The sequence below is a fragment of the Rhizobium beringeri genome (assembly GCF_004306515.1).
Classification (GTDB): Bacteria; Pseudomonadota; Alphaproteobacteria; order Rhizobiales; family Rhizobiaceae; genus Rhizobium; species Rhizobium beringeri.
Genome location: NZ_SILG01000002.1, coordinates 422,843 through 447,852, shown reverse-complemented (window position 1 = coordinate 447,852; position 25,010 = coordinate 422,843). Strand labels below are relative to the sequence as shown.

At 61.0% G+C, this 25,010-nt stretch carries 24 protein-coding genes; 21 read left to right on the top strand and 3 right to left on the bottom strand.

The window, feature by feature from the left end; all coding sequences use genetic code 11:
* Positions 1 to 5 precede the first annotated feature (5 nt).
* Genes ELH03_RS25780 through ELH03_RS25750 form a run of 7 tightly spaced genes read left to right on the top strand, consistent with a single transcriptional unit; the run spans position 6 to position 8,755 of the window.
* Entirely contained in the window at positions 6 to 998 is a 993-nt protein-coding gene (locus ELH03_RS25780) for an ABC transporter permease (RefSeq protein WP_128401389.1), read from the top strand.
* Position 999: 1 nt separating this feature from the next.
* Complete coding sequence (locus tag ELH03_RS25775; protein WP_017991367.1) at positions 1,000 to 2,004, top strand: sugar-binding transcriptional regulator; 1,005 nt, start codon at positions 1,000 to 1,002, stop codon at positions 2,002 to 2,004.
* On the top strand, positions 2,001 to 2,996 hold the full coding sequence (locus ELH03_RS25770) for an aldo/keto reductase (protein ID WP_130766886.1): 996 nt from the start codon (positions 2,001 to 2,003) through the stop codon (positions 2,994 to 2,996). The genes ELH03_RS25775 and ELH03_RS25770 overlap by 4 nt, the downstream gene beginning before the upstream one ends.
* 12 nt (positions 2,997 to 3,008) lie before the next feature.
* Entirely contained in the window at positions 3,009 to 4,757 is a 1,749-nt protein-coding gene (locus ELH03_RS25765) for a glycerol-3-phosphate dehydrogenase/oxidase (RefSeq protein WP_130766885.1), read from the top strand.
* Entirely contained in the window at positions 4,730 to 5,572 is an 843-nt protein-coding gene (locus ELH03_RS25760; RefSeq protein ID WP_130766884.1) for a class I fructose-bisphosphate aldolase, read from the top strand. The genes ELH03_RS25765 and ELH03_RS25760 overlap by 28 nt, the downstream gene beginning before the upstream one ends.
* 31 nt (positions 5,573 to 5,603) lie before the next feature.
* Positions 5,604 to 7,133: an FGGY-family carbohydrate kinase gene (locus ELH03_RS25755; protein WP_130766883.1), complete on the top strand. Its 1,530-nt coding sequence runs from the start codon at positions 5,604 to 5,606 to the stop codon at positions 7,131 to 7,133.
* Positions 7,130 to 8,755 (top strand): GMC family oxidoreductase, encoded by a 1,626-nt coding sequence (locus tag ELH03_RS25750; protein ID WP_130766882.1) that lies wholly within the window; start codon positions 7,130 to 7,132, stop codon positions 8,753 to 8,755. Before ELH03_RS25755 ends, ELH03_RS25750 begins: the two co-directional genes overlap by 4 nt.
* 271 nt (positions 8,756 to 9,026) lie before the next feature.
* Here ELH03_RS25750 and ELH03_RS25745 read toward each other — a convergent pair whose 3' ends face one another.
* The 3 genes from ELH03_RS25745 to ELH03_RS25735 form a co-directional block, all read right to left on the bottom strand.
* Positions 9,027 to 9,230: a cold-shock protein gene (locus ELH03_RS25745; protein WP_003550088.1), complete on the bottom strand. Its 204-nt coding sequence runs from the start codon at positions 9,228 to 9,230 to the stop codon at positions 9,027 to 9,029.
* Between the two features lie 112 nt (positions 9,231 to 9,342).
* Complete coding sequence (locus tag ELH03_RS25740) at positions 9,343 to 9,855, bottom strand: hypothetical protein (protein ID WP_128402376.1); 513 nt, start codon at positions 9,853 to 9,855, stop codon at positions 9,343 to 9,345.
* A gap of 250 nt (positions 9,856 to 10,105) precedes the next feature.
* Positions 10,106 to 11,029, bottom strand: a complete 924-nt coding sequence (locus ELH03_RS25735; protein ID WP_130766881.1) for a LysR family transcriptional regulator — start codon at positions 11,027 to 11,029, stop codon at positions 10,106 to 10,108.
* A gap of 101 nt (positions 11,030 to 11,130) precedes the next feature.
* Here ELH03_RS25735 and ELH03_RS25730 point away from each other — a divergent pair, with 101 nt between their 5' ends.
* The 14 genes from ELH03_RS25730 to ELH03_RS25665 all read left to right on the top strand — a co-directional run bounded on the left by ELH03_RS25730 (position 11,131) and on the right by ELH03_RS25665 (position 24,919).
* The gene (locus tag ELH03_RS25730) at positions 11,131 to 12,156 is read left to right on the top strand and encodes a YeiH family protein (RefSeq protein ID WP_130766960.1); all 1,026 of its coding nucleotides are present in this window, start codon (positions 11,131 to 11,133) and stop codon (positions 12,154 to 12,156) included.
* 99 nt (positions 12,157 to 12,255) lie between these two features.
* Entirely contained in the window at positions 12,256 to 13,806 is a 1,551-nt protein-coding gene (locus ELH03_RS25725) for an acyl CoA:acetate/3-ketoacid CoA transferase (protein ID WP_130766880.1), read from the top strand.
* Positions 13,803 to 14,609, top strand: coding sequence for an SDR family NAD(P)-dependent oxidoreductase (locus ELH03_RS25720; protein ID WP_128411665.1), 807 nt, complete (start codon positions 13,803 to 13,805; stop codon positions 14,607 to 14,609). Before ELH03_RS25725 ends, ELH03_RS25720 begins: the two co-directional genes overlap by 4 nt.
* Positions 14,606 to 15,457 carry a MaoC family dehydratase gene (locus ELH03_RS25715; RefSeq protein ID WP_128402372.1) on the top strand — a complete coding sequence of 284 codons (852 nt, stop codon included), beginning with the start codon at positions 14,606 to 14,608 and terminating at the stop codon, positions 15,455 to 15,457. Before ELH03_RS25720 ends, ELH03_RS25715 begins: the two co-directional genes overlap by 4 nt.
* Positions 15,454 to 16,221 carry a histidine utilization transcriptional repressor HutC gene (gene hutC, locus ELH03_RS25710; protein ID WP_128402371.1) on the top strand — a complete coding sequence of 256 codons (768 nt, stop codon included), beginning with the start codon at positions 15,454 to 15,456 and terminating at the stop codon, positions 16,219 to 16,221. The genes ELH03_RS25715 and hutC overlap by 4 nt, the downstream gene beginning before the upstream one ends.
* Positions 16,218 to 17,723: an HAL/PAL/TAL family ammonia-lyase gene (locus ELH03_RS25705; RefSeq protein WP_128402370.1), complete on the top strand. Its 1,506-nt coding sequence runs from the start codon at positions 16,218 to 16,220 to the stop codon at positions 17,721 to 17,723. Before hutC ends, ELH03_RS25705 begins: the two co-directional genes overlap by 4 nt.
* A gap of 114 nt (positions 17,724 to 17,837) precedes the next feature.
* The gene (locus tag ELH03_RS25700; protein ID WP_130766879.1) at positions 17,838 to 18,725 is read left to right on the top strand and encodes a glycine betaine ABC transporter substrate-binding protein; all 888 of its coding nucleotides are present in this window, start codon (positions 17,838 to 17,840) and stop codon (positions 18,723 to 18,725) included.
* A gap of 118 nt (positions 18,726 to 18,843) precedes the next feature.
* Positions 18,844 to 19,848 carry an ornithine cyclodeaminase family protein gene (locus ELH03_RS25695; protein WP_128411669.1) on the top strand — a complete coding sequence of 335 codons (1,005 nt, stop codon included), beginning with the start codon at positions 18,844 to 18,846 and terminating at the stop codon, positions 19,846 to 19,848.
* 5 nt (positions 19,849 to 19,853) lie between these two features.
* Positions 19,854 to 20,675 (top strand): phosphate/phosphite/phosphonate ABC transporter substrate-binding protein, encoded by an 822-nt coding sequence (locus ELH03_RS25690; protein ID WP_130766878.1) that lies wholly within the window; start codon positions 19,854 to 19,856, stop codon positions 20,673 to 20,675.
* A gap of 37 nt (positions 20,676 to 20,712) precedes the next feature.
* Positions 20,713 to 21,345 (top strand): ABC transporter permease, encoded by a 633-nt coding sequence (locus ELH03_RS25685; RefSeq protein ID WP_003550062.1) that lies wholly within the window; start codon positions 20,713 to 20,715, stop codon positions 21,343 to 21,345.
* The gene (locus ELH03_RS25680; protein WP_130766877.1) at positions 21,342 to 21,977 is read left to right on the top strand and encodes an ABC transporter permease; all 636 of its coding nucleotides are present in this window, start codon (positions 21,342 to 21,344) and stop codon (positions 21,975 to 21,977) included. Before ELH03_RS25685 ends, ELH03_RS25680 begins: the two co-directional genes overlap by 4 nt.
* A 22-nt stretch (positions 21,978 to 21,999) precedes the next feature.
* Positions 22,000 to 22,941, top strand: a complete 942-nt coding sequence (locus ELH03_RS25675; RefSeq protein ID WP_130766876.1) for an ABC transporter ATP-binding protein — start codon at positions 22,000 to 22,002, stop codon at positions 22,939 to 22,941.
* 240 nt (positions 22,942 to 23,181) lie between these two features.
* Complete coding sequence (locus ELH03_RS25670; RefSeq protein WP_197727799.1) at positions 23,182 to 24,297, top strand: hypothetical protein; 1,116 nt, start codon at positions 23,182 to 23,184, stop codon at positions 24,295 to 24,297.
* 175 nt (positions 24,298 to 24,472) lie between these two features.
* The gene (locus ELH03_RS25665; protein WP_128402364.1) at positions 24,473 to 24,919 is read left to right on the top strand and encodes a GNAT family N-acetyltransferase; all 447 of its coding nucleotides are present in this window, start codon (positions 24,473 to 24,475) and stop codon (positions 24,917 to 24,919) included.
* Positions 24,920 to 25,010 lie beyond the last annotated feature (91 nt).

Below are 25,010 nucleotides of genomic sequence, written 5' to 3'. Positions count from 1 at the left end.
AGGTCATGGCGGACGCTACATTGGTAACGGTACATCAGGCACGCGCGCCCGGCTGGAAACGGCTGGGGACGATGCGCGAGGCGGGATTGATCGCGATCATCCTGGCGCTCTGCATCGTCATGAGCTTTGCCTCGCCGCACTTTCTGACGCTCGGCAACTTCCGGGCGATGCTGATGTCGTTCTCGGTGGAAGGGATCGTCGTCGTCGGCATGACCATCCTGTTGATCGTCGGCGGCATCGACCTGTCGGTCGGCTCGGTCGTCTGCTTTTCGATGGTGCTGTCGGGCTCGCTGTTCCTGATGGGGCTCGATCCATGGAGCGCTTCCCTGATCGGGATCATTGCCAGCGGCCTGATCGGCTGTGCCATGGGCTTCTTCGTCACCGTCGTCGGGCTCAACCACTTCATCACCTCGCTTGCGGCGATGGTCATCGTGCGCGGCATCTGCCTGATCATCACCAAGGGTACGCCGCTGTCGCTGTTCACCTTGCCGCCCTCGTTCAAGGCGGTCGGGCAGGGCACATTCTATGGCGTCCCCTATGTGATCCTGATTTTTGTTGCGGTCGTCGTGCTGTTCGATTTCCTGCTGCGCCGGGCAACCGCCTTCCGCACGGTGTTCTACACCGGCAGCAACGAGAAGGCGGCGCTCTATTCCGGTATCAAGACCAACCAGGTGAAGTTCTGGGTGACGGTGCTCTGCGCCACGCTGTCCGGTGTTGCCGGTGTGATCTACATGTCCCGATTCGGTGCCGCGACCCCGACTTTCGGCGTCGGCATGGAGCTCAACATCATCGCAGCCGCGGTAATCGGCGGTGCTTCGCTGAATGGTGGCTCCGGCACGATCCTCGGGGCAATTCTCGGCATTGCCCTTCTGTCGGTCGTAACAAGCTCGTTGATCTTGCTCGACGTGTCCGTCTATTGGCAAGACATGATCAAAGGCTGCATTCTGCTTGCCGCCGTCTCGATCGACCATTTCCTGCACAAGCGGAAGGCTGCCTGATATGCCGATAGCCAAACTCAAACCCGCAAATGCGCCGCGCGAGGAAATTGTCATCGCCCGGCAGATGCACCAGGCTCTGGTGCTGCATTTCCTCGAAGGGCTGACACAGGCGCAGATTGCCGATCAGCTCGGCATCTCGCACGCCACCGTCAACCGCCTGATCAAGCGCGGCCGCCAACTCGGTCTGGTCGAGATCAAGATCAAGTCGCCGGTCGAGCCGCTGGTCGATATGGAAGAACGGCTACGAGCGCTTGGCGGCATCGGCCGCGCCGTGGTGGTGCCGACCGTCTCCGACAATCCGCAGACGGCGCTTCAAGCCGTCGGCGAAGCGGCAGCGCGGTTGCTTCTGGAAGAGATCATCGACGGCGATACGATCTGCATCACCGGTGGCAAAGGGGTGAGCGCCGTCGTTGCCGGTCTGCAACCGCCGCGTCGGTTCAATGTCGAGGTCATTCCAGCAACCGGCTGCGTGCAGGGTAAACACTATACCGACGTCAACCACGTCTCGACCTTGATGGCCGACCGGCTTGGGGGACGTTCCTACCAGATCCACGCGCCTCTCTTTGCCGATGATGCCGAGCAGCGGGCGATGCTGATCAACATGCGTTCCGTCGCAGACGTTTTCAAACGGGCGCGCGAGGCGAAGGTGGCGGTGGTCGGCATCGGCTCGATCCTGTCGGACGATTCGAGCTATTACGACCTGCATCCGTCCTCAAGCACCGACCGTGCCGCGATCGAGCGGTCCGGCGCCTCCTGCGAATTGCTGGCGCATCTGCTCGATGATCATGGCCAAGTCTGCGACTACAGCCTCAACCGTTCGCTGGTGTCGCTGACGCTGCCGGAATTCGCCTCGATCCCCACCAAGATCGGTGTGGCGAGCGGGCCGAACAAGGCGGGCCCGATCCTCAGCGTTCTGCGCGGCAATCACCTGGATACGCTGGTGACGGATGAGGCGACGGGTGCGCGGGTGCTGGCACTGGCGAATGGCGAAGGAAAATGGGCATGAGCGGACAGCAATTGACACGTGAGATCGGCAAATCCGGCGTTTCCGCCTCGGCGGTGGGACTGGGCACCTGGGCGATCGGCGGCTGGATGTGGGGCGGGACCGATGAGGCCGAATCCATCGCCGCAATCCAGGCATCGCTCGATGCCGGCGTCACGCTGATCGACACGGCGCCAGCCTATGGGCTTGGACGTTCCGAGGAGATCGTCGGCAAGGCACTGGCTGGGCGCCGCGACAAGGCTGTCATCGCCACCAAATGCGGCCTTGTCTGGCATACGCAGAAGGGCCATCATTTCTTCGACCAAGACGGCAAGCCGGTCCATCGTTATCTCGGCCGCGACGCGATCCTGCATGAGGTCGAGCAAAGCCTGAGGCGGCTCGGAACCGACTATATCGACCTCTACATCACCCATTGGCAGGATCCGACGACCCCGATCGAGGAAACGATGCGGGCGCTAGAAGACCTGCGCACATCGGGCAAGATCCGGGCGATCGGCGCAAGCAATGTCAGCCCCGACGACCTCAATGCCTATATCGCTGTCGGTGGTCTCGATGCGATCCAGGAGCGGTTCAGCATGATCGACCGGGAGATCGAGGCGGAGCTTCTGCCGCTGACCAAGGCCAATAGCATTGCGACGCTGAGCTACTCGTCGCTGGCGCTGGGGTTGCTATCCGGCACCATCGGTCCCGACCGCGTGTTTTCCGGCGACGACCAGCGCAAGGACAATCCGCGCTTTTCAGTCGGCAACCGCCAGAAGGCAACGGCGCTGGCCAACGACATCCGGCCGGTCGCAGAAGAATACGGCGCCAGCATCGCCCAGATCGTGATTGCGTGGACGCTGGCGCAGCCGGGCATCACCTTTGCACTTTGCGGGGCGCGCAATCCGGCACAAGCGCTCGACAATGCGCGGGCCGGGACCATCCGGCTGGATGCGGCCGATCTTGCGGCTATCGATACGGCCATAGCGGCGAAACTGACTGACATGGACAGGTAGCGGATCGCCATCATGAAACGGCAAGAGATATTGGACGGGCTCCGCCAGAGCCCGAAGGTGGACGTGTGCGTCATCGGCGGCGGCATCAACGGCATCAGCGTCTTTCGGGAACTGGCGCTGCAGGGGCTGAATGTGCTGCTCATAGAGAAGCACGACTATTGCTCCGGGGCCAGTTCGGCGTTGTCGCGCATGGTGCATGGCGGACTTCGCTATCTTGAAAACGGCGAATTCAAGCTGGTGCAGGAATCGCTGGTCGAGCGGGATCGGCTGTTGCGCAACGCGCCGCATTATGTCGCGCCGCTGCCGACGACGGTGCCGGTGTTCGATATCTTTTCCGGCCTCGGCAATGGCATCGTCCGCTTCCTGGGCCTCAGCCGCCGCCCGAGCCGCCGCGGCGCTGTTGCCATCAAGGCAGGCCTGAGCATCTACGATTTCCTGATGCGCAAGCGGGCATTGATGCCGCGCCACCAGTTTCGCGGCCGGCGCACGACGCTTGCCAAGTGGCCGGCGCTCAATCCCGACATCAAGAGTTCCGCCACCTATTTCGACGCCTGGGTCAGCCATCCGGAGCGGCTGGGCATCGAGCTCCTGCAGGATGGCCTTTTAGCAAAGTTCGGGGCGATGGCGCTGAACTATGCGGAACTGCGGCGGACAGAGGATGGCCAATATCGTGTCGAAGACCAGATCGGCGGCGCGTTCGTTGCCGTCGAACCGGCGCTGATCATCAACGCCACCGGCGGCTGGATCGACCTTGCCAATCAAACCCTGTTTTCGCCGGAAGCGTGGCCGGCACCGCTGATGGGCGGCACCAAGGGCTCGCATCTGATTATCGACAATGCGGACCTGCGCGACGCGCTCGCGGATCACATGATCTACTACGAGAACGAGGACGGGCGGATCTGCATCCTGTTTCCCTATCTCGGCAAGGTTCTGGTCGGTTCCACGGATATCCGCGTCGATGATCCGGAAACGGTGCGCTGCGAGGCGGACGAGCGGGATTATATCCTGCAATCGCTTGCCTTCGTGCTGCCAGGCATCGCCATCCGGCCCGAACAAATCGTTTTCCAGTTTTCCGGCGTGCGGCCGCTGCCGGCCAGCACCGACAGTTTTACCGGCCGCATCCCGCGCGATCACTTTTGCACCGTGTTGGAGCCTTCCGAGGGTGGTCCGCCGGTGCTCTGCATGATCGGCGGCAAGTGGACGACATTCCGGTCCTTCGGCGAACTGGCGGCCGACATGGCTCTGGAAAGGCTAGGCAGGTGCCGCCGCATTGCGACAACCGATCGGCCGATCGGCGGCGGGCGGGCATTTCCCGCCAACGCGCTCGCCTGGCTAACGCAGATGGCGGCCAGCAAAGGCCTTTCCGGAGGGCGCATGGCTGAGCTGTTTGCCCGATACGGCACGGATGCCGAGGCGATTGCCGGCTTCACCGCGGCAGGCCCCGATGCGGCGCTGCCGCACGCCGGCTACTCGATGCGCGAATTGCAGTTCCTGATCCGCGAGGAAGCGGTGGAACATCTCGACGACCTGCTTTTACGGCGCACGACGCTTGCCGTTTCGGGCGAGCTTACGCTCGACATGATGGATGCCGCACTCGACCTGCTGGCGCAAGAAAAGCATTGGACGCTCGCGCATCGCGCCCGTGAGCGCGACCGTTTTCTCACCCTTCTCACCGAACGCCACGGCGTCGACGAAAACATGCTTTCCGCAAGGAACGAACCAAGGAGCACAGAATGCGACACACCAGCAAAGTCCGGATGAACCGGCTGTTCGGCGGCGGCCGCTGCCTCGATGTGGCGATCGATCACGGCGTCTGCAACGAACCATCCTTCCTCAACGGGCTGGAGGACATTCAGGCCGTCGTCAAGGCTCTGGTTTCTGCAGGGCCGGACGCGATCCAGATGAATTACGGCCAGGCAGACCTGCTGCAGGATGTGCCGGGCAAGGACAAGCCGGCGCTGGTCATGCGCATCGACATGGGCAATCCCTATAACCGGATCCGCCACCGCGACATGTGGGCGGTGCTGCAGAACGAGGCCGAACCATTGATCGGCGCGATCGAGATGGATGCCGCCTGCGTCGTCGTCAACCTGTTCATGCTGCCGGACGAGCCGGACCTGTTCCGTCAGTGCGTGCAGAACATTTCCCGCGTCCGGGCCGATTGCGACAAGTATGGCATGCCGCTGATGATCGAGCCGCTGGTGATGCAGCCGGTCACCGACAAGGGCGGCTACATGGTCGACGGTGATGCCGACAAGATCGTTACGTTGACGCGGCTCGCCCGCGAGATGGGGGCGGATATCGTCAAGGCGGACCCAACCACCAATGCCGAGGATTTCCACAGAGTGGTGGAAGCAGCCCGTTGCCCGGTTCTGGTGCGCGGCGGCGGCAAGGAAGATCTTCGTGCCGTCTTCGACAAATCCGGCGCCTTGATGCGACAGGGCGCAATGGGCATGGTCTATGGGCGCAACATCTATCAGCACGCCAATCCGAGTGCCGTGGTGCGCGGGCTGATGGCGATCGTGCACGAGGACGCGAGCGGCGACCAGGCCTTTGCGCTCTATCAGCAGGGCTGAGCAGCGATTTCGAATCTCGGGAGGGTTCTGCATGGGAGAGTATCTTTTGGGGCTCGACGCCGGAAACACCGTTATCAAGGCGGTGATTTTCGACCGGCACGGCAACGAGATCGCGGCTGCGTCCGAAGAAGGACACAGCCGCATGCCGAGCCCGGGGCATGTCGAGCGAGGGCTGGACGAACTCTGGACGAATGCACGGCAGGTCATCCGCACCTGCATCGAAAAGGCAGAGATCCAGCCGGAGGAAATCGCCGCGATCGGTTGCGCCGGGCATGGCAACGGTCTCTATGCGCTTGATCGCGAAGGCGCTCCGCTGCTCGGCATCCAGTCGCTCGACACGCGGGCGGCCGGGTTGGTCGATGAATGGCGAGAGGCCGGCGTTGGTGACCGGACCTATCCGATTGCCCGCCAGCGTCCGTGGCCATCCCAGACGCCGACATTGCTTGCCTGGCTGAAGCGTCACCGGCCGGATCTGTTCAACCGCATCGGTACGGTGTTTTTCTCCAAGGATTTCGTCGTCAACCGCCTGACCGGCCGCCGCGTCAGCGAGGTGTCCGACATGTCGGGGGCCGGTCTGCTGGATCTTGCCGCGCGCCGCTACGACAAGGCGCTGATGGAAGCCTATGGGCTGGGCGATTGCATGGACCTCTTGCCGCCGCTCATCGAAAGCGCCGACATTGCCGGTGCGGTAACGGAAGAAGTGGCCGGGCAAACCGGGCTCGCCGCCGGTACACCTGTGGTCGGCGGGTTGTTCGACGTCGTCGCCTCGGCGCTCGGCTCCGGCGTTGCGCGCACCGGCAGCGCCTCGATCATTGCCGGCACCTGGAGCATCAACCAAGTCATCATCGATAGCCCCGACCTCGACGGGCCGGTCTTCATGTCCTCGACCTTCGATCGCAGCCGCTACATGGCGATGGAGAACAGCGCCACCTCGGCTGCCAATCTCGAATGGCTGGTGCGGGAGTTTTTCGAAGGCGAGCATGCGGAAGACGTTTCGCCCTTCGATGCCTGCTGCGCGCTGGCCAGGGCGATCGAGCCCGCGGCAGACGATCCGCTCTACCATCCGTATCTCTATGGCGCCCAGCAGGACGGCCATGCGCGCGCCGGCTTCTACGGTCTTGCCGGTTGGCACACCAAGGGGCATCTCGTTCGCGCGCTTCTCGAAGGTGTCGCCTTCGGTCATCGCCAGCACATTGAGACGATCCGAAAGGCGGGCGCGGTCTTCAACGAAGCCGTGCTGTCCGGCGGCGGCTCGCGCAGCCTGATCTGGCCGCAGATCTTCGCCGATGTGCTCGGCGTTCCGGTCAGCGTTGCACGCTCGCGTGAAACCGGTGCGTTGGGAGCGGCGATTGCGGCCGGAACCGGCGTCGGCATTTTCGCGGACTTCGGCGCTGGTGCTACGGCCATGGTTCGGGCAGAGCGGTATTATCGTCCGGATGTCTCGCTCGAGGCACATTATGCGCGGCGCTACGCTCTCTATCAGGATATCGCCGAAGCGATGGCACCGCTCTGGCGGCGTCTGACGGCGGTCCCACTGGCGGCAGCGGGAGTGGCGGCATGAACATGCGTGTGAATGATGCGGCCATCGATGCGGGAAGCTACGACTTCATCATCGTCGGCGCGGGATCGGCGGGATGCGTTCTGGCCAACCGGCTGTCGGCCGATCCGAAAACCCGCGTCCTGCTGCTCGAAGCCGGCGGCAGCGACCGGTATCATTGGGTGCATGTGCCGATCGGCTATCTCTACTGCATGGGCAATCCGCGCACCGATTGGATGATGAAGACGGCGGCGGAGGCCGGACTGAATGGCCGGTCACTGCCCTATCCGCGGGGGAAATTGCTGGGCGGCTGCTCGTCGATCAACGGCATGATCTACATGCGCGGCCAGGCGGCCGATTACGACGGGTGGCAGCAGGCGGGCAATTCCGGCTGGGGTTGGGACGACGTGCTGCCCTATTTCCTGAAATCCGAGGACAACTATCGCGGCAAGTCGCGGATGCACGGGGCAGGCGGCGAATGGCGGGTGGAAAAGCAGCGGCTTTCCTGGCCGATCCTCGATGCCTTTCGCGATGCAGCCGAAGAACTCGGCATCCCGAAGACCGACGATTTCAACGATGGCGACAATGAGGGCTCAGGCTATTTCGAGGTCAACCAGCGCGGCGGCCTGCGCTGGAATACGACCAAGGCCTTTCTCCGCCCGGCGATGAAGCGGCCCAATCTGCGTGTGCTGACCAGCGCCGAAACCGAGCGGCTGGAATTCGACGGCAGAATGGTGACCGGCGTGCGGTTCCGGCTGAACGGGCAGAATCATCTGGCTCGCGCCGGTCGCGAGGTCATTCTGTCTGCCGGTGCGATCAATTCACCGAAAATCCTGGAGCTTTCCGGGGTCGGTCGCCCGGATGTGTTGTCCGCTGCCGGACTGGACGTCGCCCATGAACTTCCGGGTGTCGGCGAAAACCTGCAGGACCATCTGCAAATCCGTACGGTCTTCCGCATCGAGGGCACAAAGACGCTGAACCAGCTCTATCACAACCTGTTCACCCGGGCGGGCATGGGACTTGAATATATGTTGCGCCGGTCCGGGCCGCTGTCGATGGCGCCGAGCCAGCTCGGTATCTTTGCCAAGAGCGATCCGGCTGTTGCGACCGCCGATCTCGAATATCACGTGCAGCCCTTGAGCACCGACCGGCTCGGCGAGCCGCTGCACAAATATCCCGCCGTCACCGTCTCCGTCTGCAATCTGCGGCCGGAAAGCCGGGGGACCGTGCATGTCGGCGGCCCGGACTTTTCCGTAGCGCCGGAAATCCGCCCGAATTATCTTTCGACCGTCGGCGACCGGATGGTTGCGACGAAATCGATTAGGCATGCTCGCCGGCTCATGGAGGCCGGTGCGATCGCCAAGTACCGGCCGCAGGAGATGCTGCCGGGCACGGAATACCGGAGTGACGACGAGCTGATCCGTCGCGTCGGCGATATCGCCACGACGATCTTCCATCCGGTCGGCACCTGCAAGATGGGCAGCGACGTGATGGCGGTTGTCGATCCGCAATTGCGGGTGCATGGGCTGGCGAAACTGCGGGTGGTCGATGCCTCGATCATGCCGTCGATCGTCTCGGGCAACACCAACTCGCCGGTGATCATGATTGCCGAGAAGGCTGCGGAGAGCATTCTATCACATGTGTGATTAGCTCTTCGCCGCGATGAGCCCCTCGCATTGTCTAAAGCGAATGCGTGGAACATCCTTTTGTCAGAGACAAAATGCTCTGGTTGCCGCCACTGGGCCGGCATGAGCGTCGTCACGCGTAATTCGGGATTTCAAAGGCGCGGGCGTTAAACAACAGACCCCGACCTCGATCGCCGTGGTTTCGGCTTAGAGTACGAAGGCAGTCGAGCCTGCGGCTCGTGATGATGAGCCCAACCCGCTCAACGCAGGCTGGGCCATCTTCGATTTTCAATCAGAGGGTCGAGACGTTCTCAGCCTTCGATTTTCCGGTCTTGCGATCCTGTCCAACTTCGAAGCTGACTTTGTCGCCTTCGCGGAGCGACCCGCCGCTTTGCAGCGCAGACACGTGAACAAAAACGTCCTGTCCGCCACCCTCAGGGGTGATGAAGCCGAAGCCCTTGTCGTCATTGAAGAATTTAACGGTACCTGTCGGCATGAGATAACTATTTCCTTGTGTCGTTCGACGATTTGCGAAGGCGAAACTATAGCTTCGGCGCTTCTCTATCAACCCTTTAGCACACTGGCGGCTTTTTAAACGCAAAAAGAGATCAGCTCCGACGAAGGTCAATGCGGCTCGTAACAACCGAGCGACCTGTGGCGGGGTCGGTATCGATGGTTGTGAGACGCATGCCCGATGCTCCGGTTTTTTCGATCGTCATCTGCGCACGCCGATCGCCGTTGACTTCTTTCGCCCATTTGATCGCGAGGCTTATGGCATTACCAGCGCGCTTTCCGCCAAGACCCGCGGTGCCGGTGCCCGCGCCCACGTAGGAGCCAGTATAGGTGTCGCCGTTGGCCTTGAGGTTAGCGCTGATGACGCGGGAAAAAACGACAAGGCTGGTACAGCGCCCATTGAGTGCGAGGGAGCTTGCATTCGCATCCGATTTGAAACGGCAAGTGACTTTAATGGTGGGTGCATTTGTCCGCACTTTCACCGTCCCGTTACCGCTCCAACTTCCCGCCAGTGTTTTCAGAAAGGCGGATTCGTCGGCGTTGGCGGCACCGGCCATGAGCATTGACGCCGTCGCAACGGCGATGGAGCATGCAAGGACCTTGATCATCTGAGTAACTTTCGATCGCGGTACATCAGGACCGCCACGCTCGGCTGTTGAGGAGGAAGGCGGTCATATAACCGCCGCACGTTGATTTCGTTCCATACGGGAAGCATCGGCTGGGCTCGCAGCAACCACTATCTCGCGAAAAAGAACCTTCGCCGGGGCCGTCGTGGGCTCGTCCGCACGGCAGCCTGAAATCAAAAACACCCATCAGTCGCCTCGGCCTCAACCGAGACAACCTCTTGAGGATCCACACCTAGAGCGCCCAGTCCTCCCCATTTTTGATTTCAGCGGCTTTATCCTCGCGGCAAATCGTTTCTAGCGCCAATGAAGCGCGACTGGAGTGCCTTTGCTTGTGCCGCAGGATTGCAAATTGACGCGACGGCAGAGGAAAGCGCACCTTCACCAGCAGACCTTGCGTCAAGAGCGGCGCGGCCACGGCACCTGAGACGACCGTTGCGCAGAGGCCTTCTCTTGCTGCCGATATGACCGCCTCGTTCGACGGCAGCTCAAGCGCGACAGCCAGATCTCCGGGGGCTATGCCGAGATTGGATATCGCCGCGTCGAAAGCCGACCGGGTTCCGGACCCTTTTTCCCGCATGACCCATTTCGTGCCTGAAACCAGCTCCGTCGGTGCAATTGGTTTGCCACGCGCCCAGGGATGGCGCGGACCGACGACGACAAGGAGTTCGTCCTCGGCAAGCGGCTGAATATTCAGCGCCGGCTCATCAACGCTGCCTTCGACGAAACCGACTTCGGCCAATCCATCGAGAACCGCTTTTGCCGCCGTGGTCGTGTTGCCAATCATCAGCTTCAGGTCAATGCCTGGGTAGCGGATCTTGAAACGCATCAGCATCGCCGGTAGCCAGTAACTTGCGATCGTCTGGCTTGCAAAAACCACCAGTTCACCCTTTTGCAACCCGCCGAGATCGGACAAGACAAGCGCCGCGGCCTTTGCGCGCGCCAGCGTCGCTCTTGCCTCCCCAAGAAACACCCGTCCTTCATATGTCAGCTCTATGCGGCGTCCGACGCGGTGGAAAAGTTCGACGCCATAGGAGGCCTCGAGATTGCGGATCGCCGAACTCACAGCCGATGGCGTCAGCCCGATCGCGGAGGCAGCGTTGGTCAGATGTTCGCGTTCCGCAACCGCGACGAAAATAGAAAGCTGTTCAAATGTCATGATTCAATCGTTCGATTTTACCGAATGAATCATACTAAACTATTCAATGGAAGTCGATAATTGAGTGTGGGACAGTGCAGTCCTTCCGCAAGGTCTTGCCGATGCTCGTTTCCGCCTCCCGTTCCCTGTCGTTTCCTGCCGTCCTGCCGGGACTTGTTCTTTGTGCGGCGGTCACGCTCGCTGCGCATCTGCTTGAGCGGCTGCAGTTGATGATCTTCGGCGCGCATTGGATCGAGAGCCTCGTGCTTGCCATTCTGATCGGCATTGCCGTGCGCTCCTCGGTCTGCCTGCCGCAGACGTTCATTCCCGGCATCCAATTCGCCGCCAAGACGCTTCTCGAAATTGCCGTCATGTTGCTCGGCGCTTCGCTCAGCACGGCTGCCATCCGGCAGGCCGGACTGCCGCTTGTCGGTGGAATTGCCGTTCTGGTTGCTCTGTCTTTGGCCGGCAGCTTTCTGATCGGGCGGCTCTTCGGGCTGTCGGCCAGTCTCGCGACCTTGGTTGCTTGCGGCAACTCGATCTGCGGCAATTCTGCGATTGCCGCGGCAGCGCCGGTGATCGGCGCCAAACCGGATGATATCGCGGCCTCGATAGCCTTTACCGCGCTGCTCGGCATCGGGGCAGTGCTGACGCTGCCGCTTCTTCATCTGCTCTTGGGTCTGAGCGACGTACAATATGGCGTTTTCGCAGGCCTGACAGCCTATGCCGTTCCGCAGGTATTGGCGGCCACGGCCTCTGCCGGAGCCGTCAGCACCCAGGTGGGCACGCTCGTCAAACTGATCCGCGTGATGATGCTTGGACCGGTCATCCTTCTGCTTGGCGCAGTTCACGGCCGTCGCGCTGGCGGCTCCACAGTCAATCTCCGCCATGTCCTCCCATGGTTCATCCTCGGTTTTGCAGCCATGGCGACGCTTCGCTCCTTTGACGCGATCCCAGCCGCGCTGCTGGCCGGGATGTCGGCTGTCTCCGCCGCCTTTACCGTCACAGCCATGGCCGCCTTGGGCCTCTCCGTTGATGTCAGATCCGTTGCCCATACCGGCGGTCGGGTCCTCGCAGCGGCGGCGCTGTCGCTATTGGCGCTGGCGGTTCTTGGGCTTTGCCTGATCGGACTGCTGAATATCGTCTGATCGAAGGTGATATGCCCAAAATAGTTGCAAAGATTCCAGTTGCCTTCCAAACGATCGACGGCTAGCCTGTATATACAGGCCGGGGAAGCAAAGATCGTCATGCGGGTCATCTCTTCACAGCAAGCTGCGGATCTTCTCGAAGACGGGATGACTGTCGCTGCTTCGGGTTTTGGAGGATGCTGTCATCCCGAGGCCATCACGGCTGCGGTGGAAGAGCGTTTCCTCGCCTCTGGAAAACCCCGCAACCTGACACTTCTGTTTGCAGCCAGCACGGGCGATCGTCAGACGCGCGGCATGGGGCATTTTGGCTATGAAGGCCTCGTCGCCTGCGTGATCGCCGGGGGATGGCGCGGAACGCCGCGCCTTGGCAGGCTGGCGATCGAGGAAAAGATCGAAGCGCATTGCTGGCCGCAAGGCGTCATCGCGCAGCTCTATCGGGCGATTGCCGCCGGTCAGCCTGGAGTGGTCACCCATATCGGGCTTGGCTCTTTCATGGATCCGCTGCATGGCGGCGGCCGCATGAATGCGACGACGCCGCGCGCGCTTGTCGAGCGTGTGTCGTTGCGCGGCAAGGAATGGCTGCTTTATCCGTCGATGCCGCTCGACTGCGTGCTTTTGCGCGGAACGACGGCCGACGAAGACGGCAATATCACCCTCGAGGAGGAGGCCTTCCCGCTCGACGTGCTCGCCATGGCGCAGGCAGGCAGAAACTCCGGCGGCATCGTCATCGTCCAGGTCAAGCGGATTGCCGAGCGCGGCTCGCTGCCGGCCAACGATGTTCGTATCCCGGCGGCGCTGGTCGATTACGTCGTCGTCTGCGATGATCCGGCCCAGCACGGCGTCAGTTTCGCCGAGACGGACAATATCGCCTATACCGGGCGCGTCCGGATGGCGATGAGCCGCCTGCAGCCGGCGCCACTGTCGGTCGATAAAATTATTCAGCGACGTGCCTTCATGGAGCTGGCGCCGCTCAATCGTCCGACGATCAACCTCGGCATCGGCATTGCGGCCGGGATCGGCCGCATCGCCAGCGAAGAGGGATTCGACGATTATACGGTGACGATCGAGTCCGGCGTCATCGGCGGCGTGCCGGCCGAGGAGCTGTCCTTTGGCGCCGCCGTCAATCCGACCGCCATCATCCCACAGGCATCGCAGTTCGATTTTTACGACGGCGGCGGCCTCGATATCGCCTTCCTCGGCATGGCCGAGGTGGATCGGCACGGTGCGGTCAATGTCAGCCGATTCAATAATTCCATCGTCGGGGTCGGCGGCTTCACCAATATCTCGCAGACAGCCAAGCACGTTGTCTATCTCGGTGCATTTTCAGCCGGCGGCGCGGAAATTGCGGTCGCCGACGGCAGGCTCGACATCGTCAGGGACGGCAGAGTTTGCAAGATCGTCGATGATGTCGACCAGATCAGTTCGAGCCCCGCCTTTGCGCCCGAAGGGCAATCACAGCTCGTCGTCACCGAGCGGGCTGTCTTTCGGGTAATCGACGGATGCCTGACGCTGACGGAGTTTGCCCCCGGCATCGATCTTGCGGCGCATGTTCTCGACCGCCTGCCGAAGGGCGTGGCTGTGTCGGACCAGTTGAAGCAGATGGATGCGCGTTTGTTTTCGACCCATGCGATGAAGGACTTTGCCCCATGAAAATCGAGGGAGCCGCCATCATCGTCACGGGCTCGGCAACGGGCGTCGGGGCCGCATGCGTGAGGCAATTCGCCGAGGGCGGTGCCAGGGTGGTCGTCAACTACAGCCGCAGCAAGAAAGAGGCCGATGAGACCGGCGATATCTGCCGCAGCCTGGGCGCGGAGGTGGAGATCGTCCAGGCCGACGTTGCCGATGACGCGGCTTGCCGCCGAATGGTCGCGACCGCCGTCAACCGATGGGGGCGGCTCGACGCCTTGGTGAACAATGCCGCAATGACGGTCAAATCCGATCCTTTCGATCTGGAGACGCTGTCGGCCGAAGATTTCCAGAACGTTTTCGGGGTCAACGTCATCGGCGCCTATCAGATGTGCCGGGCGGCGGTGCCTGCGATGCGTGACAGCGGCGGAGGTGCGATCGTCAATGTCTCATCCAATGTTGCCTTTACCGGCGGCGGCAGCTCGCTTGCCTATACGGCCTCCAAGGGCGCGCTGAATGCGCTGACCTTGGCTTTGGCGCGCACCTGCGGTCCCGATATCCGTGTGAATGCCGTTTGTCCCGGCATCATCGATACGCGCTGGATGCGCGATACGCTCGGATCGGATGCTTATGGAGCCATTGCCAAGCGATTTTCGGAAACCGCGCCGCTCGGCCGGGTCGCGACGCCCAAAGACGTTGCCGGCGCTATTGTCTGGCTTGTTCAGGGTGCAGATTTCGTTACCGGCGAATTGCTTTCCGTTGACGGCGGCATCCGCCTGTCCGGTGGCGTTCGCAAACCCGCGACATCTGGCGGAGCCGCATCGTGACGCTGTCGGCCCAATCCATCCTCGACTTCCCGGTGCCGCAAGCAACACATGTGGTTACCGCAAGAGATGCCATCCTTTACGCCCTGTCGGTTGGCTACGGCACCAATGCGCTCGACGAAAAGGCATTGAACTACGTCTATGAACGCGATCTCGTGACCTCGCCGACCCTTGCCAATATCGTGGCCCATCCGGGCCCATGGATGCAACAGACAGGCGTCGACTGGGCGCGTCTCGTGCACTCCGAACATCGCCTGACGATCCACCGGCCGGTCCCTCTCGATGTGCAGCTGATCTCCCGGTCGCGCGTCTTATCGGTGGTCGACCGCGGCGTTGAAAAGGGGATGTTCGTCAGCTTCGAGCGCCTGATCGTAACCAAGGACGGTGATGAGCCGATCGCGACGATCGTCCAGACGAACGCCTGCCGCGGCGACGGTGGGTGCGGTTCGGCGGGATCTGCGCCTGAGCCTCTGTCCAAAGTCCCGGACGGAGAGCCGGACTTCGAATTCCATGTCGACATTCCTGGTAACGCCGCTCTGCTTTATCGCCTGAACGGCGATCTCAATCCGCTGCATATCGACCCGCAGGCAGCTGCTAGGAGCGGCTTTGACCGGCCGATCCTGCATGGACTGTGCAGCTTCGGTTATGCGGGCTACGCCATCGTCGCTGCTATCGATTCAGGCATGGCTATCGGCTTGAGCGCGATTGCGGCGCGTTTCAGCGCGCCGATCTTTCCCGGGGAAACGATCACCGTGCAGATATGGCGCAACAATGCCGAGATCCGCTTCAGGGGGCTCGTTGCTTCTCGGGACGCTATCATCCTCGACAATGGCATGGCGAGGCTGTCATGACGAAAGCAGTCAAACCGGCCGCCGGTGAAGCGCGCCATTATATCAGGATCAAGGAGCAGATCCTGGCCGACATCACCGAGGGCAAGCTGCAGCCGGGGGACCGGGTATCCTCCGAAAGCGAATTGGTGGCGGCATTCGGCGTCAGCCGCATGACGGCGAACCGAGCACTGCGGGAGTTGATGTTCGAGGGTGTTCTCAAGCGATCCGCCGGCATCGGAACCTTCGTGTCGCCAAAGCACCTCGACGTGGATCTGCTTCAAATCCGCAACATAGCCGACGAAATACTTGAACGGGGTCACAAGCATAAGGCAGCAGTCGTCAAGGCTGACTTGATGAAGGCGGATGCCAACGTTGCCGACGCGCTCGAACTAACCCTCGGCGTTGAAGTGATGCATTCGCTGATCGTGCACATGGAAAACGACCAGCCCATTCAGGTCGAGGAGCGCTACGTCAATCCCCTGGTCGCTCCCGACTATCTGTCGACTGATTTCCGCAGCATGACGCCGCACGAATATCTGACGAAAGTGGCGCCGATAACGGCGTTCGAACATATCGTCCAGGCCGTCAAACCGGATACGACCATACGCAAGTATCTTGGCTTGAAGAATGACCACCCTTGCCTGCGCGTCTTTCGAAGAACCTGGTCGGGCGAGGCCGTCGTGACCTGCGCGCTGTTATACTATCCCGGCGCGCAATATCGGCTGGAAGCACGGTCCACCAAGGGTCCCTCCAAACCCGTTGCCATTCTCGGAGAGAAACAGTGAGCGCCACCAATTCTCCATCGATCATCTTCAACGCGGCGCCGCCGACGATCGAGGACATCGCAGCAATTGCCCATCGTCACGCCAGGATCGAGATATCGGCCGAGGTCGAGGCCCGGATCGTGGCCGCGCGCGCCGTCGTCGACCGCTATACGGAAAGAGATCTGCCGGTCTATGGCCTGACGACGGGACTTGGGGCGGGGGTCGACACCCGACTTGCAACGGAGGATCTGGTGGCGTTCCAGATGCGTGTGCCGCAAGCTCGCGCGGTCGGCGTCGGACAGCCGCTCGCACAGGATTCCGTGCGGGCGATGATGGCCGTCAGGGCCGCCGGCATGGCGGCGGGCGGCTCCGGCGTTTCGCTGAAAGTCTTCCAGGGTCTGATTGCCGCCATCAATGCAGGTGTCCATCCTGTCGTCCCGTCATTGGGCTCGATCGGTGCGGCGGATTTGGCGCCGCTTGCCCATATGAGCCACGGCCTTATGGGCTTCGGTGAGATCGAGCTTGGCGGCGAAGTGCTGCCAGCCGCCATCGCCCTTGAAAGGGCCGGCCTGAAGCCTCTCGAATTCGCGCCGAAGGACGGGCATGCGCTAGTTGTGGCCAACAGCCTCTCCATCGGCCTCGCCTGCTTGACGCTTGTGGATATCGAGCGGCTCTTCGATTGGTCCCTGAAGGCGATTGCCGTTAATTTCGAAGCGTTCCGGGCCAATGTCAGTGCCTTCGATGACCGCGCTCTGGCTGCGAGACCGGCCTTTGGGCAGCGCCGCGTCGCCGCTCAGCTGATGGAGCTTCTTTCGGGCAGCTCCTTGCTTGCCGCCGATGCAGCAAGACGTCTCCAGGATCCTTTGAGCTACCGCTGCACACCGCAGGTCTGGGGCGCGTTGAGGCATGCGATCGATGAGGCAAGGCAGGCGACTGACATAGAGCTCGTCAGCTCCAGTGACAATCCCGTCGTGATCGCATCCGAGGGCGTCATTCTTTCACACGGCAATTTTGACATGACCGCGTTTGTGCTCGCCTGGGAAAGGCTGGGGCAGGCGATGGCGCATTGTGCGGCAGGCACCGCCTATCGGATCATGAAGATCATGTCGCCTGGCATGTCCGACCTGCCACGCTTCCTGACCCCGATGGGCCAGAGCCGTACCGGATTTGCGACCGTGCAAAAGACCGTCTCGGCCATGGAAGCCGAAATCCGCCATCTGGCCATGCCGGTTTCGCTTTCGCCCTTTCCGGTTGCCGATGGCGTCGAAGACCAGGCATCGATGGCCCCGAGCGTTTTGGCAAAGACGCAGGCGATCGTCGAGCGCCTGCGCTATCTGGTCGCCATCGAACTGATTGCTTCGGTACAGGCCGTCGAGCTGCGCGGCGTCTCAGGCGATTTGGGCAAGGGATCGGCGGAAGCCTATGCCTTTGTCCGCAACCACGTCCCGCCGCTTGAAGAGGATCGCGCGCAAGGGCCGGATTTTGCGACGATTGCCGCATTGATCGGGCGTGGCCCGCAATAAGCCGGTTCGCCACCGCCCCGGCAAGAAGGGCAGGGCGCCGACCGGTCATGCCGACGGTTATTCCGGGGAATGCCGTCGGTTCGTTCATTGAAAAGTCAACAAGAGGGAATGACTATGAAAAATTGGACAAAAGGCATCTTTGCAGCCGGCATCGTGGCAGCCGGCATGTTCCAGTCTGCATCCGCGGAGACCATCAAGGTCGGCAGCAAGAATTTCACCGAGCAGTTCATCCTCGCCGAAATGTATGCCGCCGTTTTGGAAAATGCCGGCATCACCGTCGAGCGCAAGATCAACCTCGGCGGCACGCTGATTGCTCACCAGGCATTGGTAGCCGGCGAGATCGATCTCTATCCGGAATATACCGGCACGGCGCTCGCTTCTGTCGTCAAGGGTGAGATGTCGACCGATGCCGAGAAGGTTTACACCCAGGTCAAGGATTTCTACGCCAAGCAGTTCAACCTCACCTGGCTGAAGCCGAGCGGCATCAACAATGGCTATGTCATCGTGGTCCGGCAGGAAACTGCGCAGGCCAACAATCTGAAAAGCCTGTCGGATCTCGCCAAGGTTTCGAAGACCCTGGTCTTCGGCGGCGGCGCTGAATTTCCGGACCGCGCCGATGGCCTGCCCGGCCTGAAGCGTGTCTACGACGCCGAGTTCAAGGAGTTCAAGCAGTTTGCCAAGCTTGGCCTTCGTTATGACGCGCTGGAACAAAAGGACATTGACGTCGCCAATGGCGCCGCGACCGACTGGCAGATCGGCTCGAAGAACCTCGTGCCGTTGGCAGACGACAAGGGTCTGTTTCCGCCCTACTACGTGGCTCCCGTTGTCCGCCAGGACGTGCTGAAGGCCAATCCGAAGGTTGCCGAACTGCTGGAAGCCGTCGGCACCCATCTCGATAACGAGAAAATGCGCGTCCTCAATGCCAAGGTCGAGACTGATCACGAGGAAGCCAAGGACGTGGCGGTCGAATTCCTCAAGGAAAACGGCCTGCTGCCGAAATGATTGTCACGCCCGCGGCCGGATATCGATCCGGCCGCGACCTGGCGTGGCGATCTTCTTACGGTGTTTGTTCGAAAATCCGTCCGTTCAGCAGCCGGATAGGAATGTGGAGAAGCAGGAAATGCAGGAAATCTGGATCGATTATCTCAACGCCCTCGATGCCAAGGCGCTGGCGCTGACGAATGACGAGATTCTCGATGCGGTGTCGAAAGCGCTGGATGCGCAGGGCAGGGGCGAAACCGTCATCGAGCCGCGTGTTCATCTTGTGCCGGAGAGCTCCGACAAAGGCCATTTCAACGTGCTTCGCGGCTATGTCAAAGCGCTGAACTATGCCGGCGTCAAAGTCGTCGGCGACTTCGTCGACAACTACAAGGTCGATCTGCCCTCGGAGCTTGCGGTCCTCAACCTGTTCGACCCGAACACCGGCGTGCCGAAGGCCATCATCGACGCAACTGCTATCACCGATATGCGCACCGGCGCCGTGACCGCCCTTGGCGCCAAATATCTCGCCCGCAAGAACAGCAAGATTCTCGGCCATATCGGTGCCCGCGGAACCTCTTACTGGAATGTCCGCCTTCTCGATCATCTCTTCGACTTCGATGAAATCCGCGTGCATTCGCGCCGCCCGGAAAGTCGCGACGCATTCGCAAAGCGTCTTGAGGCAGATCTCGGCAAGAGGATCATCGTCACCGACAATTGGCAGGATTGCCTCAAGGGCGCCGATATCATGGTCGAGGCCAGCCGCCTGCCGGAACCGGCGCCGCTGTTCAAGACCGAATGGGTGAAGAAGGGAGCCTTCGTCGTGCCCTATGGCACGATGAGCGCGCTTGAATTCGATCTCACCGATATCATGGACAAGGTCGTCGTCGACGATTGGGGACAATGCGGCCCCGGCAAGCCTTTCGGAGCGCTTCGTCGTCATGTCGATGAGGGCAAGGTGACGGCCGAGAATTTGCATGCCGAAATCGGCCAGATCGTCTGCGGCATGAAACCCGGCCGCGAGAGCGACGAGGAGACGATCCTGTTCTGGCATCGCGGCCTCAGCACGACCGACGTGGCGCTCGGCGCCGCCATGGTGGCGAAGGCCAGGGAGATGAACATCGGCCAGCGGCTGCGGTTCGCATAGTCGCCATGGTGATGTCCAAGCCGGTCGCCTGTTCGAGAATGTATAATCTCAGCCCGCGCATTCGCGGCCTGTGGGACGCGCTGTTCGCGCTGGTCAGCTTGCAGTCCGGCATAGAACTCGAGATCATCGCTCATGCAGCACCAGCCCCCCTGTCGGAATTGTGGGCGAGGCCGGACATGGGCGCGGTCTTCATGTGCGGTTATCCGTTTTCGCGCATGCCCGTGGCTGCTGCGCGACCGACGATGCTTGCCGCACCCGTCTCGAGCGAGGCATGGTCTTTGGACCAGCCGCTCTATGCTAGCCACATTCTCGTCGCCTCCACCGGGCCGGTGAACGCGGTGGCCGATCTCGCTGCGGCACGCTGGGGCTGGACCGTGCGCGATTCCCAATCGGGCTACCACGCGGCGCGTTCCTTCCTTGCCGGCCAGTTTGCCGGGAAAATGAAGCAGAGCATGACGGCCGGACCGCTGCTCAACCCTCCAGGCATCGTCGCAGCCCTCAAGGATGGCAAGATCGATGCGGGCGCGATCGACGCTTACGCCTTCCAATTGTTATCGATGCACGAACCCGACGCGATCGATGGTCTTCGTATTCTGGCGACGACCGATCCGCTTCCCGCGCCGCTATTGGTTGCCGCGCAGACATTGCCTGTGGACATCATCACAGCATTACAGCAAAGCCTCGTGACGTTGCATGAAACGCCGGAGGGAAGGGCCGCTTTGGAACGGCTCGGCCTCAGACGATTTTCTACGGTCGCTCCGTCTACCTACGATGTCCTGCCGCAGAGAGCCGACGACGCCGATCGCAGATTGGGGATCCCATGGTAGACAGGCGAGCGAGCGCCCGGACGCGGAGGTCTCGACGATGAAATGGGTCCCTAAACACCTCGACCGGCTATTCGAAGCGCTGTTGGAGCACCTGTATCTCGTTTTTTCCTCGGTCGGCATTGCCCTGGTGATCTCGCTGATCGTCGGGATATGGGCGGCAAGGCGACCGCGGAGCTTCGCGGTTATCATCATCTTCACCGGTATCCTGTTCGCCGTGCCGAGCCTGGCGCTGTTTGCGCTTCTCATCCCCATCATGGGGATTGGGGCGGCACCCGCCATTACTGGTCTTGCCGCCTACTCGCTGATGATCCTGATCCGCAATATCGGCATGGGGTTTCAGGCAATTCCGCGTGACATACTCGAAGCTGCCGATGGCATGGGCTACGGCACGGCGCGGCGGATCTGGGAAGTCGAGCTGCCGCTGGCGATGCCCTATATCGTCGGTGGTATCCGCATTGCCATGGTGACGGTGATCGGCATCGCGACCGTTGCCGCCTATATCAATGCCGGTGGGCTCGGCGTCATCATTTTCGAAGGCATCGACCAGCGGTTTCCCGAAAAGATCATCGCCGGCGGGCTGCTGACGTCATTTTTGGCGCTCTTTGCCGACTACTGTTTTGCATCCTTCGAAAAGCTGCTGCGCCGGCGCAGTGGAGGTAAAGCAGCATGATCGTTATCGATGCATTCAGCTGGATCTTCAACAACTCCAGTAGCTTCTTCAATGCTTTCAATCGCCATCTTCTGATGTGCGTCCTATCGCTCGGCATCGCTTTTGTGATTGCCGTGCCACTCGGATTTACCGTCGCACGGGCACCTCGCGCCGCCTTTGCAGTGGTCAATATTGCCGGCGCCTTGCGCTCCATACCGAGCCTTGCGATCCTGTCGGCGGCGATGCCGTTTCTCGGCATCGGATTGTTGCCGTCGGTGGTGGCCCTCATCGTCCTTGCCGTGCCGCCGCTGCTGTTGAGCACGATCATCGGCATCCGTGAGATCGACGCCTCCGTGATCGATGCGGCAGATGGAATGGGCATGAGCGCCGGGCAGATGCAGTGGGAGATCGAACTTCCTCTGGCCGTTCCGTCCATCCTATCAGGCGTCAGGACGAGCGCCATCCAGGTCATCGGCGGGGCGGCGTTAGCCTCCTTCATCGGCGGCGGCGGGCTTGGCGATTTCATCAATGCTGGCATTGCGATCATGAACATGCCGCGCCTTCTCGTCGGGGCGGTTCCGATAGCCCTGCTTGCGATCATTGCGGAATTGGCGTTCGGCGCCCTGGAGCGCGTCTTCACTCAACGGCGCTAAGCGGCCGAAAGCGGATATCAGGATGATTCATCTCGACCATGTTACGAAGAATTACGACGGAAGCGGCCAGCATGCGGTCGACAATCTCGATCTCCTGATCGAGACCGGTACGACAGTTGCCCTGATCGGTCCTTCGGGTTGCGGCAAGACCACGACCATGCGCATGATCAATCAGTTGGAGACCCCCACGACGGGACGCGTGCTGGTCGATGGCAGGGATATCGCCCAGGTCGATCAGAAGGAGCTTCGTCGCAGCATCGGCTATGTCATCCAGCAGGTTGGTCTGTTTCCGCATATGTCGATCGCACGCAACGTCGCAACCGTGCCGCGGCTTCTCGGTTGGGAAAAGGCGCGCAGCGATCGCCGCGTCGACGAGCTCCTGGATCTCGTCGGTCTTGATCCGGCCATCATGCGGCAGCGCCTGCCGCACGAATTGTCGGGCGGGCAGCGTCAGCGCGTCGGTTTCGCCCGCGCTCTCGCCGCCGATCCGGCGATCATGCTGATGGACGAACCGTTCGGCGCCATTGATCCGATCACCCGCGTCCGGCTTCAGGACGAATTCCGCGATATTCTGAGGAAGGTGAAGAAAACAGTCGTCATCGTCACGCATGACCTCGATGAGGCAATCAAGATGGGTGATCGCATCGCGATCATGCGGGATGGCCGCCTCCTTCAATATGATAGCCCGCAGGAGATCCTTGCGCGTCCCGTCAATGAATTCGTCAAGAGTTTCCTCGGCCCTGACCGAGCCATAAAAAGGCTGAGCTTGATTGCCGTATCGATGATTATGACCGCGCCGGAACCGTCCAACGGCGATGCCGAGATCGCCGCTGACGCCACGGTTCACGATGCCTTGGCGCTCATCCTCTCCGGTGAGATGCCAGGCCTGCACGTCAGAGCCGCCGATGGCACGCTTGCGGGATATCTGTCGCGAGACACCTTGTTGCGCGCCAATCGGCTGTAGGGCAATTCCGGTAAAGGTGCGCAGCGGTTTTGCTCGACGCGGAACAAGACCACCGGCCCTTGCCGAAGAGATCAACATGCCAATGCTACCCGCGCGTGTTGAAAGGGATTGCCGATCGCCTGTCTCAGGCTGTAGATGGGTTTCGCACAATGGGATTGTGCAAGCGGCCGGAATGACGTCAACTCCGCTCGTTCGTTATCGGCCACTGTCTGAAGCTTTCCCAGCGCACTGCGCTGTCACATGAGGGGACCTACGCCATTGTCTTCGCTTGTTCTCCCCAGTCGCCCGCTTTCGTTGGCGCGCAACGTCATCTCCACGCCGAATGCTTACTTCTGGGCAACGCCGATCATCCTGGCACTGGCTGTCTTTCTATTCGTCTCGGAAGCACCAGGCGTGATCCGCGATTTCCAGATCAGCCAGAATCCTTTGACGCTGGAAAATGGCGACGTGCAAAACGGGCGATGCACGACACGTAGGGCAGTCTTTACCGATTGCGAGGCACGCCTTGTCTACAGCTACGGCGGACGAGACTACGACACCGAAGTCGAGGTCATGTTCGTCGATTTCCATACTGGCGACTACGAAACCGGTCTTGTGATATCAGCAGATCATCCGGAACTTGCGACGATGAGCCTGGGTCTGGACATGCTCTGGAACCGGATCATCACGCTCACTGTGTTCGCGCTACTGCTTGGCGGCATGGGCCTGGGGATGATTTTCCTCGCTATCCGCATTTGGTGGGTCAAGGGCCAATTGCTTCGGCCTGCCATGCTGACCCCCGTTCCGGTCGAGGTCACCGCATTCGACCGCAGGCGCGGTGTCCTTTCCATCACCTACAATGACAAGATTGCCGACGATAAAACGGGGCGATCGGCTTACACGCGCATGAAGAATGGAGAGGAGCCTCTGATCGTCGGTGAAGCCAATGGCAAAGCGATCGGACTGGCTGTCAGGCACGGCAATACTGCCCTGCCAGTGCTTCTGGACGATCGTCTGCAGCGCGTGAAGCTTACGGATGATGAGCGCAACGCGGCTCTTGCACCTTTCGCGTATCAGCAAGAAAGCGATCGGGATGTGTCGGTTTTGATTGAAGACCCCAAGCAGGCGGGGGTATCGATCTGGAGGCGGTTGCAGGTTTTCTTCGGTATGTTGCTTCTGATCCTCGTCGGTGTGGTCGGCTTCTGGCTTTGGTACGTCACGACCTCCACGACACCATTCCAATCGCCTGGCATGGACATCAACAATCTCATGCCGGCGCCGTTAAACGAATGGGGATGCGAGCAGCTCAAGAAGCGGTTTGGTCAGGATCGCGCGCCGCTTGGTTGCGTCGCCGAGGATTACACGAGCTGGAAATGAGGTTGCCCCCTTTTTCGCCGAGTTCCGGTCTGCCAAGGACCGGTATCTTCGAACTTAGCCGTTTTCGTTGGCTGCACACTTGCCGGCAAAAAAACTTGCGGATGGCAGGTAACACCCCGTTGCGGAACCAGGAGTGCTTCGGCAAATGTCACCTTACTTAGCGTGAGGTGAGTTTATGTCATTTCGGATCGAGCTTCTGGTTGCAAAACACGTCAGCGGCGCGGCCGATGTATTGGTAAACGCCTATGCCCTGCCTCCGTGGAACGAGAACTGGTCCCTTGAAGCGGCAGCTGAAAATGTGACCTATGTGCTCCAAACCCCTAGATCGGTTGCACTTGTGGCAGTTGATGAAGGCAAGGTGCTCGGGATTGCACTGGGCATAAGACAGCGGCGCCATACCGGCCCGGTCATTTACCTGGACGAGCTTTCAGTGCAGCCCGACGCGCAGGGCAAGGGAATAGGGACCGCTCTACTTTCTGCAATGTTTGAAACAGCCAAGGCTGAAGGATGTAGCAGCGTTTGGTTGATCTCACAGCGAGGAGGCGCGCTCTCGGAGTTCTATCAGCGTAGCGGATTTGCGATGAGAAGCGACCTTGGCATCTACTCAAGGTCGAGCGGATAACGCTCGATTGGGAACCTCCGATCCGCCGGCGAAAATCCTGAGCATGCATGGTGGAAATGCGGTGGCCGAGCATCGTTCAAAGGTTGCGCAA

Excerpts from the sequence above, each read along its gene's own strand:
- ELH03_RS25780 (WP_128401389.1), top strand. The coding sequence starts at position 6 with ATGGCGGACGCTACATTGGTAACGGTACATCAGGCACGCGCGCCCGGC.
- ELH03_RS25775 (WP_017991367.1), top strand. The coding sequence starts at position 1,000 with ATGCCGATAGCCAAACTCAAACCCGCAAATGCGCCGCGCGAGGAAATT.
- ELH03_RS25770 (WP_130766886.1), top strand. The coding sequence starts at position 2,001 with ATGAGCGGACAGCAATTGACACGTGAGATCGGCAAATCCGGCGTTTCC.
- ELH03_RS25765 (WP_130766885.1), top strand. The coding sequence starts at position 3,009 with ATGAAACGGCAAGAGATATTGGACGGGCTCCGCCAGAGCCCGAAGGTG.
- ELH03_RS25760 (WP_130766884.1), top strand. The coding sequence starts at position 4,730 with ATGCGACACACCAGCAAAGTCCGGATGAACCGGCTGTTCGGCGGCGGC.
- ELH03_RS25755 (WP_130766883.1), top strand. The coding sequence starts at position 5,604 with ATGGGAGAGTATCTTTTGGGGCTCGACGCCGGAAACACCGTTATCAAG.
- ELH03_RS25750 (WP_130766882.1), top strand. The coding sequence starts at position 7,130 with ATGAACATGCGTGTGAATGATGCGGCCATCGATGCGGGAAGCTACGAC.
- ELH03_RS25745 (WP_003550088.1), bottom strand. The coding sequence starts at position 9,230 with ATGCCGACAGGTACCGTTAAATTCTTCAATGACGACAAGGGCTTCGGC.
- ELH03_RS25740 (WP_128402376.1), bottom strand. The coding sequence starts at position 9,855 with ATGATCAAGGTCCTTGCATGCTCCATCGCCGTTGCGACGGCGTCAATG.
- ELH03_RS25735 (WP_130766881.1), bottom strand. The coding sequence starts at position 11,029 with ATGACATTTGAACAGCTTTCTATTTTCGTCGCGGTTGCGGAACGCGAA.
- ELH03_RS25730 (WP_130766960.1), top strand. The coding sequence starts at position 11,131 with ATGCTCGTTTCCGCCTCCCGTTCCCTGTCGTTTCCTGCCGTCCTGCCG.
- ELH03_RS25725 (WP_130766880.1), top strand. The coding sequence starts at position 12,256 with ATGCGGGTCATCTCTTCACAGCAAGCTGCGGATCTTCTCGAAGACGGG.
- ELH03_RS25720 (WP_128411665.1), top strand. The coding sequence starts at position 13,803 with ATGAAAATCGAGGGAGCCGCCATCATCGTCACGGGCTCGGCAACGGGC.
- hutC (WP_128402371.1), top strand. The coding sequence starts at position 15,454 with ATGACGAAAGCAGTCAAACCGGCCGCCGGTGAAGCGCGCCATTATATC.
- ELH03_RS25700 (WP_130766879.1), top strand. The coding sequence starts at position 17,838 with ATGAAAAATTGGACAAAAGGCATCTTTGCAGCCGGCATCGTGGCAGCC.
- ELH03_RS25695 (WP_128411669.1), top strand. The coding sequence starts at position 18,844 with ATGCAGGAAATCTGGATCGATTATCTCAACGCCCTCGATGCCAAGGCG.
- ELH03_RS25690 (WP_130766878.1), top strand. The coding sequence starts at position 19,854 with ATGGTGATGTCCAAGCCGGTCGCCTGTTCGAGAATGTATAATCTCAGC.
- ELH03_RS25685 (WP_003550062.1), top strand. The coding sequence starts at position 20,713 with ATGAAATGGGTCCCTAAACACCTCGACCGGCTATTCGAAGCGCTGTTG.
- ELH03_RS25680 (WP_130766877.1), top strand. The coding sequence starts at position 21,342 with ATGATCGTTATCGATGCATTCAGCTGGATCTTCAACAACTCCAGTAGC.
- ELH03_RS25675 (WP_130766876.1), top strand. The coding sequence starts at position 22,000 with ATGATTCATCTCGACCATGTTACGAAGAATTACGACGGAAGCGGCCAG.
- ELH03_RS25670 (WP_197727799.1), top strand. The coding sequence starts at position 23,182 with ATGAGGGGACCTACGCCATTGTCTTCGCTTGTTCTCCCCAGTCGCCCG.
- ELH03_RS25665 (WP_128402364.1), top strand. The coding sequence starts at position 24,473 with ATGTCATTTCGGATCGAGCTTCTGGTTGCAAAACACGTCAGCGGCGCG.